The sequence below is a fragment of the Actinomycetota bacterium genome, from assembly GCA_040755895.1.
GTDB lineage: Bacteria > Actinomycetota > Aquicultoria > Subteraquimicrobiales > Subteraquimicrobiaceae > Subteraquimicrobium.
Window position 1 is genome coordinate 1 of record JBFMAG010000053.1, and the last position, 10420, is coordinate 10420.

At 45.8% G+C, this 10420-nt stretch carries 11 protein-coding genes and 1 tRNA gene; all 12 read left to right on the forward strand.

Going from position 1 to position 10420, the window contains the following annotated elements:
• On the forward strand, positions 1–421 hold a 421-nt coding region (gene tmk, locus AB1466_02495; protein ID MEW6188972.1), incomplete at its 5' end, for a dTMP kinase.
• An 86-nt stretch (positions 422–507) separates the two neighbouring features.
• Complete coding sequence (gene holB, locus AB1466_02500) at positions 508–1623, forward strand: DNA polymerase III subunit delta' (GenBank protein MEW6188973.1); 1116 nt, start codon at positions 508–510, stop codon at positions 1621–1623.
• A gap of 5 nt (positions 1624–1628) precedes the next feature.
• Positions 1629–2429 carry a stage 0 sporulation family protein gene (locus AB1466_02505; protein MEW6188974.1) on the forward strand — a complete coding sequence of 267 codons (801 nt, stop codon included), beginning with the start codon at positions 1629–1631 and terminating at the stop codon, positions 2427–2429.
• A 33-nt stretch (positions 2430–2462) separates the two neighbouring features.
• A tRNA-Thr gene (locus tag AB1466_02510) sits at positions 2463–2535 on the forward strand.
• Between the two features lie 112 nt (positions 2536–2647).
• A complete protein-coding gene (locus AB1466_02515; protein ID MEW6188975.1) occupies positions 2648–3430 on the forward strand; it encodes a sugar phosphate isomerase/epimerase family protein in 783 nt (260 codons plus the stop codon).
• A 5-nt stretch (positions 3431–3435) separates the two neighbouring features.
• Positions 3436–5118 (forward strand): ATP-dependent DNA ligase, encoded by a 1683-nt coding sequence (locus AB1466_02520; GenBank protein MEW6188976.1) that lies wholly within the window; start codon positions 3436–3438, stop codon positions 5116–5118.
• A gap of 29 nt (positions 5119–5147) precedes the next feature.
• Entirely contained in the window at positions 5148–5387 is a 240-nt protein-coding gene (locus tag AB1466_02525; GenBank protein ID MEW6188977.1) for an SWIM zinc finger family protein, read from the forward strand.
• A gap of 24 nt (positions 5388–5411) precedes the next feature.
• Positions 5412–6476: a GGDEF domain-containing protein gene (locus tag AB1466_02530; GenBank protein MEW6188978.1), complete on the forward strand. Its 1065-nt coding sequence runs from the start codon at positions 5412–5414 to the stop codon at positions 6474–6476.
• Between the two features lie 310 nt (positions 6477–6786).
• Positions 6787–7866: a galactose-1-phosphate uridylyltransferase gene (locus tag AB1466_02535; protein ID MEW6188979.1), complete on the forward strand. Its 1080-nt coding sequence runs from the start codon at positions 6787–6789 to the stop codon at positions 7864–7866.
• A gap of 13 nt (positions 7867–7879) precedes the next feature.
• A complete protein-coding gene (locus AB1466_02540; protein ID MEW6188980.1) occupies positions 7880–8227 on the forward strand; it encodes a hypothetical protein in 348 nt (115 codons plus the stop codon).
• Positions 8228–8300: 73 nt separating this feature from the next.
• A complete protein-coding gene (locus AB1466_02545; GenBank protein MEW6188981.1) occupies positions 8301–9524 on the forward strand; it encodes a trypsin-like peptidase domain-containing protein in 1224 nt (407 codons plus the stop codon).
• A 109-nt stretch (positions 9525–9633) separates the two neighbouring features.
• Positions 9634–10420 (forward strand): GAF domain-containing protein (locus AB1466_02550; GenBank protein MEW6188982.1); only part of this gene is annotated, 787 nt, incomplete at its 3' end.

Here is a 10420-nt window from a genome sequence, read left to right on the forward strand (position 1 = left end):
CTATGCTGCAGGTCGCGCCCAACATGTGTCACAAGTCATCAAGCCCGCTCTAAAACTTAAGAAAATTGTAATCTGCGATCGGTATATCGATTCTTCTCTCGTCTATCAGGGCTTTGGGCGGGGATTCGCCTTGGAAGATATCCTCAACATCAACAAATGGGCCACTCAAGATCTCGAACCGGATTTGACCATTCTCCTGTACATCCCTGTGGAAGAGGGTCTAAGGAGGGCCACTGAGGTTTATGCCGATCGCATTGAACGAGAGGATATCGAATTCCATCGGAAGGTCCATGAAGGTTATCGGGAATTGGCCAGAAAATTCCCCAAAAGATACTGTGTTGTGGAGGCATTGGGGGATCCGAAAGAGATACATCGGGAGATCGTTAAGCGGGTTGAAACCCTTTTGAAAGCAAAGAAATGAATTGGTTAATAGTAATAGTCCAAATGATAGGTAAACGCAGTCTTAAATATGTAAACATCTTACCGAGTGATATAATAGGATAGGAAATGACTTGGAATGAAATCGTTGGTCAGCCCGAGGTTATCACCTGGCTTCAAAAAGCCATTGAAAGCGATAGATTAAGTCACGCTTATTTATTTTTGGGACCAACAGGGGTGGGCAAGCGGACCACGGCAAAGGTTTTTGCCTCGGCTTTAAATTGTAGGGATGGTAGCTGTAGTAGCTGCCCATCCTGCATCAAGATAGACCATGAAACTCATCCCGATATTTTCTTTATTGAACCGGAGGGAAATTTCCTAAATATCGATCAAATCCGTGAACTCCAGCGTGAGATCGGTCTCAAACCCTTTGAGGGAAAGACAAGGGTTTGCATTCTAGACGAGGTTGATAGGATGACATCACCCGCTGCTAACGCACTCCTCAAGACCCTTGAGGAACCACCCCCGGATTTGATCTTCATCCTTATCACTACCAACTTGGAAGGGGTTCTTCCAACAATAGTATCTCGATGCCAACTGATTCGTTTCAAATTAGTCCCTTCCTCGAAGATGGTGGATATATTGGCAACCAAGTACGGGATGAGTAGGGATCAAGCCAGATTGATAACCTTGGTTAGTGGAGGAATACTGGGAAATGCCTTAAGTCTCGCCGCATCCCCTTGGAGATTGAGAAGGCGAGAGGTTGTCTTGGATATCGCCGAAGGGATTTGGGATGCAGGTGCATTGGAGCTCTCTGAAGCAGCTGGACAGCTCATCTCTGAGGTTAAAAAGCCTTTGAGGGGTCTCAAAGAGATACAGAAAAAAGAGCTTGAAACCATCGAGGACTTGGCCTTTAACAAGGCACATGCGATGCGCATGAGAAAGAGGCTTGATCAGCGCCATAAACGGGAGGCAAGTCGCCAGGAACGCCAGGGTTTTGAGGAGATATTGAACATTCTGACCTCATGGTATCGAGACTTGCTGATACTCACCGGAGAATCCGGTGAAAATTTACTGGTCAACATGGATCGTATCGAGAGTCTTAAACGACTCTCTAGGAATATTTCTCTCTCTCAGGCTCAAAAAGCCATTGAGATCATTGAAGGAACCAAACGGTTAATGAGATTCAATGTTAACATGCATTTAGCCTTTGAAGTGATGCTATTCAAATTGCAGGAGGTTTAAAGCATATGCCTAGGGTCGTTGGAGTTGTGTTCAGGGAAGCCGGAAAAGTCTATTATTTCGATCCCCGTAAATTGGATTTGAAGGTGGGCGATAATGTAATAGTCAAGACCTCCCGAGGATTAGAGTTCGGAGAGGTGGTTATGCCCCCCCAGGATATTCCCGAGGATGAACTCACCGCTCCCTTAAAGAGGGTGGTAAGGAAAGCAATGGAGGAAGATAGGGCTCAGGTGGAAAAGAATCGAGCCAAGGAGAAGGAAGCCTTTGAGATCTGCGAGGAGAAGGTAAAGGAGCACGAGCTTCCAATGAAGCTTGTCGACGTGGAATACGTATTCGATAAAAGCAGGATAGTTTTCTATTTCACGGCTGAGGGAAGGGTTGACTTTAGAGCGTTGGTCAAAGATCTTGCATCCATTTTCCGCACCCGAATCGAGCTCAGGCAAATTGGAGTTCGGGACGAAGCGAAGATGATTGGGGGAATCGGTCCCTGCGGACGGCGGCTGTGTTGCACACTATTCTTGAGCGATTTCGAACCCGTCTCCATCCGCATGGCGAAGGAGCAAGATTTACCACTGAATCCCCTCAAGATATCGGGTATTTGTGGTAGACTAATGTGTTGTTTAAAATATGAATATGAGGTATATAAGGAGTTCAAGAGCAAAGCCCCCCGTAGGGGAACGAAGATTGAAACACCATACGGAGTGGGTACTATCGTGGAGTATAATGTTCCCAAGGAGATGGTAATAGTAGAGGTGGGAGAGGGCTTAAGATTTGAAATTCCAGTATCTAGGGTAGAAGAAGCCGATTAATGTCGCAGGCTTTAGGCGCATGTCGCATGATTGGCCGGATTAGCTCAGTTGGTAGAGCGACGCACTCGTAATGCGTAGGTCGCCGGTTCGAATCCGGCATCCGGCTCCCATAATATTTTTCTTCACTACAGATGCCCGGTTTTCTCAAAATCAAGTTAACTTCTAGGTTAGACGCTTAAGTTATTCTGACTATTTGCCAATCTTGAAAGAATGAGAGAATGAAATTAGGGGTAATGAATCATCCCGCCAGAGATCCGATTCAAGAAATAAGATGGATCGGTGAAAATGATTTTGATTTTGTGGATTTGACCCTAGAACCCCCCAGAGCCTATGCATTAGACATCGATGTGGAGGGAATCCAAGAAGTCCTTGAAGAGTATAAGGTGGGAATAGTGGGTCATACCTCTCCCTTTTTGGCCATTGCTTCACCTTTTCCCAATTTGAGGCGAGCTTCTTATGAAGAATTGATGAGATGTTTGGAGGTCTTCGCAAGACTTGGGGCTCGAAAGATGAGTGTACATCTTGATCATAGATTGGTCTGCTTTTTACCGGAGAATCAATTAATTGAGAATAACATCGAGGTTTTATCCAAGCTCGCCCAAAAGGCTCGGGATTATGGGATAAAAATCCTCGTGGAGCACTTCGGAGGAGTGTTCTCCAAAAGCATTGGAATTTCCAAAGTTCTGGATGCAATACCGCAGATAGGATTCAATCTCGATGTCGGACATGCAAACCTGTTCACCGGAAGGAATCAAGCTAAAGAGTTCTTAAGGCTTTTCTCCGATCGACTGGAGCACGTTCATATCTCCGACAATAAGGGCGGGGAGGACGACTTGCATTTACCCATCGGGGCGGGAAACATAGATTGGAAGGAAATAATTCGCTTGCTTAAAAGATACCAATATGACGATACCATAACCTTGGAGATTTTTTCCCATGATCGTGATTATTTGCTAATGAGTCGGGACAAGATAAGGCAGTTGTGGAATCAGTGGGGTTGAGATAGATGAGACATAGGGCATCCTTGGGAGATTTTGCAAGGGTTGCCGAGGATATCTCCAGAACAACAAGGAAAAATGAAAAGGTCCGCATCCTCTCAGATTTTCTAAAAAAGCTGAGCGACGATGATTTAAGGATTGTATGTATCTTTCTTACCGGAAGCCCTTTCCCTCTACATGATCAAAGGAAGCTAAATGTGGGAGGGTCCACGATTAAAGGAGCGCTTTTTGAGGTAACGGGTTGCACGGAAGGGCTGTTCCGAGACGCTCTTTTGAAGTATGGAGATCTCGGTTGTGCCACGGAATATCTTATGAAGCGAAACCGCTTGAAGTTGCCCACCGGGACTTCTTATATCCTGCCTGTTGGCAGACGGAGTCTTAACCTCGCCGAGGTACACCATACTTTTGAAAGGATAGCAGAGGCTGAGGGAAAAGGTACCCAGGAAGTGAGGGAGAGGCTGGTAAACTTCCTTCTCCAGAATGCATCCCCTCTCGAAGCCAAATATCTCATCAAGATTTTCACCTCAGATTTAAGGTTGGGATTAAAAGAAAATCTGGTTGAAGAGGCAATCGCCTTAGCCTTTGACGAAGATATCGATTCTGTTAGAGAGGCAAATATGCTCTTAAGCGACATCGGTGAAGTAGCAATCCTCACCAGAGGTCGTCAGCTGAATGAGGCTTCCCTTAATCCCTTCCGTCCCATCAAGTTCATGCTAGCCGAGGCGGTGCAAGCTCCAGAGGAAGTATTCGAGATTTTTTCTCCGACGCGGGGAGTCTTTGTCGAGGATAAATACGATGGAATAAGGGTGCAAGCCCATAAACGAGGTCAGGAGGTTAGGCTTTACTCTCGCACCCTTGATGATATAACTATCTCTTTTCCTGATGTCGTCGATGATTTTAAAGAATTTATGGGAGATATTATCTTAGATGGGGAGATCGTAGCCTTTGATGGTAGATTTCTTCCCTTTCATTGGCTTCAGCAAAGGCTGCGTCGAAAGGAGCCCACACCGGAGCTAATACGGGAAGTCCCAGTGATCTTATTCTTCTTCGATCTCCTTTACTTAAATGGAGAGAATCTGCTCAAAGAGCCATTGAGGAAGAGAATGGAGATTCTGCAGTCTCTTTCCTTCGCGGGAAAATTGACCTCTGCTCACCGGGCGATCGCCTCCAATGCCCAAGAGGTGGAAAGGTATTTTAGGGAGGCGAGGAATAAGGGGAATGAGGGACTGGTGATAAAGGACCCAGATTCCTCGTATCAGCCAGGAAAAAGGGGAAAGTATTGGTTAAAGTTAAAAGAGGAACTGGGAATCCTCGATGTAGTCGTCGTTGCAGCCGAGTATGGTCATGGCAAGAGGGCGGGTGTGTTATCCGATTACACCTTCGCCGTTAAGAACGGGGATAGTTTTAAGATTGTGGGGAAGGCTTATTCGGGTTTAACCGATCAGGAGATAGCGGAACTCACGGGATGGTTTCTTGAGAATACCATCCAAGATCTTGGGGCAATGAAGATCGTTAAGCCTGAAGTATTGCTCGAAGTCGCCTTCGATTCCATTCAAAGAAGCACCAGACATGACAGTGGCTTTGCGCTAAGGTTTCCACGTATCAAAAGGATAAGAAGGGATAAGACCCCTTCCCAAATTAATACCCTTGAGGATGTTAAGGTACTTTATGAAACCACACATGGATCATAATTCTTTCATTTTTTCAAAGTGGAGCTGAGATGTCTTGGGAGAATGAATTTGCTAGGAAGGTTAAGAAGGCCGAACGCTATGCCAGGGAGCCCGATCGTCTGCGTTTTGAAGAATTCGTGCTCAAGTTCAAGGGAGATCATCGCATCTACACCATAACTCTAAAAGGGGAGAATTTGACATGCAATTGCCCTTTCTTTGATGAGCATAGAACCTGCAGCCATTTGATGGCTCTCAAGAAGATTCTGGGTGTGAAGTTGCCGGAAATCTGAAGAATTGAGTTGTGGGGGAGGAAAGTGGAAGAACTCCTTTATTGGGAGAGAAATTTGGCCACGATAAGATGGATAGTCATTTTAGCCTGTGCCTTCCTTTTCCCACTGTGCCCTGAAGCTCGGATAAATTTATTCCCCATCCTTGTCTTAGGGTTCTTTGCCATCATTCATGGTATTGGAGTTTTTCTGTATGTCCAAGGTCAAGAGAAGATCAGCCTTTCTTTGAGCTATTTCATCTCCCTCGTGGATGCTCTACTTATTTTACTCTTCGTGCATTACACAGGGGGAACCCATAGTCCTTTTCATCTTTTGATCGTTCTTTCTTTGATTTCCATCGCTTTGCGCTATGATTTACCCCAAACGGTGACGGCCACCTTCGCTGAAAGTTTTGGGTATGTTTTCATCATTCTCATAAAACGTCAGCTATTTCCGTTAAGTGCCTCCGCCTATCGGGTTTCATCGGCGCTCGTTCTCTTCTTTGTGACCGCTATATATGTGGGCGTTCAAAGTAGGCGGGAGAGATGGAATTACCTAAGGCGGACAAGAGAGGTGGAGAAGCTCCAGAGCAAGGTGGAGGAATTAATTTATATCGATGATTTAACCGGGCTATATAATTTAAATTATTTTCAAGAACGTCTAAATGAGGAGATCAAGCGAACCGAACGTTATGGAACCAAATTATCATTGTTGATGTTTGACATCGATCATTTTAGAAACTATAACGACCTCTACGGTCCCACCAATGGCGACAAGGTTCTTCAGCTGCTGGGGCAGCTCTTAAAAAATTACAGCAGGGATATTGATATACCCGTGAGATACGGTGGCGAAGAACCAGCTCTTCTCCTTCCCGAGACCGGTAAAGAGGGAGCCTTTAGTATTGCCGAAAGAATTAGAAGATTGGTTGAAGAGGAAGAATTCCCGCATCAAGAGACTCAGCCCCGTGGTACCCTCACCGTAAGCTGTGGAGTGGCTACATATCCTACGGATGCCGTAACGCAGAAGGAATTCATTGACGCTGCCAATGTAGCTCTTTATAGAGCCAAGCGCGAAGGCAGAAACAGAGTTTGTCTTTATAGCGGAGAAATTTGATTTCCATTATGATTCCAGGGACAATAAAGAAGGGAGATGTGCCCTAGACATAAATAGAGTGATATCGAATTATTAAGCGTGAATTATGTCTAAACTAAAAGGGAGATAAGTTCAGGTTGTGGAAATTTATAAGCGATATACCAAAAGGTTGGGAGTTTATTAGTTGGTGGCTGGTTGTCTTAAAACTCTTTACGACACTATGGAGTAATGAGCATAGCTTCCGGATTGGTTGGGCAGTCGTTGGGAACGCAAAGATTTGAAATCTCGCTACTACCAACTCCTCACTCCCGACTTGAAAGGGGGTATCGAGGTGCCAGAATTGAGGCAGGATATAGTCACCGGGAGGTGGGTGGTGATCGCCACTGAGCGAGCCTTACGACCCGAAAGTTTTACTCGATTGAAAAAGGAGGAAGCAAAAACCACGACCGTCTGCCCCTTTTGTTATGGCAATGAGGCCCTTACACCACCTGAGATCATGGCCTATCGACCGAAAAACACACTTCCGGATACCCCTGGATGGACAATAAGGGTCGTTCCCAATAAATATCCCGCCTTTGTTCCCGAATACCTGCGGGTCGGCAGAGACGGTAAGCCACTTGTGAGGGAAGGGACCATGCCCGCCGGCAGGCAGGTATATCCCTCAATGGTTGCCATGGGCGCACACGAAGTCATCGTAAGTAGTCCGGATCATCATAAAAGTCTGGCATTACTTTCGGAATCTCAGGTGATAAAGATCATTTCATCTTATAGAGATCGGTATCTGGCCCTAAAGAAGGATCCCCGAATAAGATATATCTTGATCATCGTGAACCATGGGAGGGAAGCCGGGGCTTCGATAGAGCATCCTCACTCTCAAGTTTTCGCCGTACCACTTTTACCAGCAACCATAAAGGAGGAGCTCCTGGGAGCATACAGCTTTTTTGAGCGTGAAAAAAGCTGCATTTTTTGCCACATGATAGAGCACGAATTGCAGGAGGGTAAAAGAGTTATCTTGGGGAGCAAAAATTATATCGTCTTTGCCCCCTATGCCTCCCGAGTTCCCTTTGAGCTGTGGATAATGCCGAAAGAACACAAACCTTCCTTCGAGACCATAAGCTTTAGTGAAATTGAGGATTTAGCCTCCATTTTAAGGATCATTTTAGCCAAACTTTACAAAGGATTATCCGATCCCCCATATAATTATTTTATCCACACCTGCCCGCCAGAGCATAGAGAGATGGGAATTCCTGGCTACCCACCAGAGGACATGATTCCTCGGGTGTATCATTGGCATATCGAAATCCTTCCGAAGTTATCTATAGCCGCTGGATTTGAACTGGGCACGGGAATCATGATTAACATTGCCACCCCGGAAAATGTGGCTAAGTACTTGAGGGAAATGAGTGTTTAGGGGAGTTTCTTCAATGTTGGTTACCTTGGACAAAAAGATTGAAGAATTCATCGAGAGATATGTGGACTCTTTTACCGAGTGGGATTTGCTGGTTTTCTTCGAAAAGCATCCCGAAGTGAAGGATATACCAGGGAATATAGCTGCTCATATAGGGAGAAAGGAGTGGGAGGTCGAGGAAGGTCTAAACGGTTTGGTGGATAAGGGCATCCTCACCTTAGAACGCGATGACTGCCCCCTATATGCTTATAATCCCAGTTTAGAGATGAGAAATCTCATTAAAAGATTTGTTAAAGCTCTCAATGTGCGAGGAGAGAGGTTGGCGATTTTAGCGATGCTCCTCAACAAGGGAATAAAAGAGTGATAAACTTGATGAGTTAGATGTTAGAACTTAATATACTGGTTAGATGAATTTATTTTTCGGGAGGATTTTTGGAATGCTCGGATTGATGCAGAATGAAGTTCCTCCACAACCAACCCAGAGGACCTACCCGCCGGCAGGCAGGACATCCAAAGTTTTACTGATTGGTCTGGCTTTTTTAATGGTTGCCTTGATAAGTGCCATCATTGGAGGAATCATAGCCTCCTTTGTGGTTCCGTATATGTTTGGAGTGGATACCCTCAAACTTCTCGGTGGAAAATATCTAAAGCCATCTTCGCCCAGCGTGAGGTATGAAACCCCCCTCCAGAAAATCGAAATACTCAGCACCTCCGACCCCGTGGTTGCCGTGGCTAAGAAAGTTCAGTCCTCCGTGGTTAACATCAGAACCAAGATGATCATGTCCGACCTTTTCCACGAGGATATGGTGGCCAGGGGCATTGGATCCGGGGTTATCTTCAGAAAGGATGGATATATTTTGACCAACTATCATGTAATCGAAGACGCCAAGGAGATATGGGTGACCATAGGTGCTGAAGAGGATATCAAGGGCACCGTTTTGGGGGTGGATCCAGAAACCGATTTGGCTGTGGTCAAGGTCGATAGGAAAAACCTACCCGCCGCTGAGCTTGGTTCCATCAAGGATGTAAAGGTTGGGGAATTGGCTGTGGCCATCGGGAGTCCCTTTGGTTTCGAACACACCGTCACCGCGGGGGTCATCAGTGCTTTGAATAGGACGATATCCACAGCCGATCCGAACACGGAAACGGTAAAGACCTTCACCAACCTCATACAGACCGATGCGGCCATAAATCCCGGCAATAGCGGGGGAGCTTTATGCAATTCCAAAGGACAGGTCATTGGGGTTAATACACTGATATATTCCACCACGGGAGGCTATCAGGGCATAGGTTTTGCCATCCCCATAGATACAGCCATCGATGTGGCAGATCAGCTCATCAAAAAGGGGAAGGTGAGCCACCCCTATATTGGTATCTTAGGTCAAACGGTGGATAAGGAATACGCCGAAAAGCATGGATTGAAGATAGATCATGGAGCGATCATCGTGGAGGTGGTCAAGGATAGTCCCGCTGGGAAGATGGGGCTTGAGCGAGGTGATATCATCATCACCTTCGATGGCAAATCCATTAAGGATATGGATGAGCTCATTGAAGCTATAAGGAGTAAAAAGGTTGGAGACAAGGTCAAAGTCACCTACCTTCGTGATCATAAAAAAACGACGGTGGAGTTGACTTTGGCGGAGAAACCTCGAAGATTTTAAGCATGTAGGCTGAAACTTAGGGGTATTATTAACAAGATGGGTTAACACTCCTCCAATGTATAAGATGTAGACCTGACTCGTTAATAGTCCACTTTAAGGATTTGATAGAATGAGTTCAGTGGAAGATGCCAATTTAAAGCTCAATGCCATATATCAGGTGAATGAGGAACTTCGAGAGCTGCTTGAATTGCACGATTTTTCAAAGGCGCTCGTGGCAGAAACGGTGAATGCTCTCGGGGCATCCATTTGCACCCTTACTCTCTTGGATGAGAGGGGAAACTTAACCAGGGTAGCGGAGATTGGTCCCGGAACCGATGATGACCATTTCATAAATCTGGAGAAGCGCCTCGCCTTTGAGGCGGTCGAAAAAATCTCTCCAATCCGAGAGACCGATGATTCTCTCATGGGAAAAGAACTTTTCTGTATAGCCGCTCCCCTCCGCTTTAGGGATAAAGCCATGGGGACACTTCTCGTTTGCTCTCTTCGTCCTTTAAGTCAAGATGATGAGCGATTCCTTTCAACCCTTGCCGGTCAGGTGGCCTTGTCCATCGAAACAAACAAACTTAGGGAAAGAATCGGACTGGAAACAACCGAATTCTTTAGCATCGTTGAGATTGGAAAGGCAATCAATTCCGTTCTCGATCTCAATGAGCTCTTGAATTTGATTTGTCGCATTGCCGTGCAACTGGTGAGAGGAGAAACCTCCTCCGTGATGCTTCTGGATAATCTGGCTGGGGAACTTACAATTGAGGCTGCCTGTGGTTTAGACGAGGACATTATCAGGAAGGCGAAGATAAAATTGGGTGAACAAATCGCGGGTTGGGTAGCGGAGAAAGGAATTCCATTATTGCTCACCGACGTGACCAAGGACACCCGCTTTAAAAACTTGACTCGAA

Excerpts from the sequence above, each read along its gene's own strand:
- AB1466_02515 (MEW6188975.1), top strand. The coding sequence starts at position 2,648 with ATGAAATTAGGGGTAATGAATCATCCCGCCAGAGATCCGATTCAAGAA.
- AB1466_02540 (MEW6188980.1), top strand. The coding sequence starts at position 7,880 with ATGTTGGTTACCTTGGACAAAAAGATTGAAGAATTCATCGAGAGATAT.
- holB (MEW6188973.1), top strand. The coding sequence starts at position 508 with ATGACTTGGAATGAAATCGTTGGTCAGCCCGAGGTTATCACCTGGCTT.
- AB1466_02520 (MEW6188976.1), top strand. The coding sequence starts at position 3,436 with ATGAGACATAGGGCATCCTTGGGAGATTTTGCAAGGGTTGCCGAGGAT.
- AB1466_02525 (MEW6188977.1), top strand. The coding sequence starts at position 5,148 with ATGTCTTGGGAGAATGAATTTGCTAGGAAGGTTAAGAAGGCCGAACGC.
- AB1466_02505 (MEW6188974.1), top strand. The coding sequence starts at position 1,629 with ATGCCTAGGGTCGTTGGAGTTGTGTTCAGGGAAGCCGGAAAAGTCTAT.
- AB1466_02545 (MEW6188981.1), top strand. The coding sequence starts at position 8,301 with ATGCTCGGATTGATGCAGAATGAAGTTCCTCCACAACCAACCCAGAGG.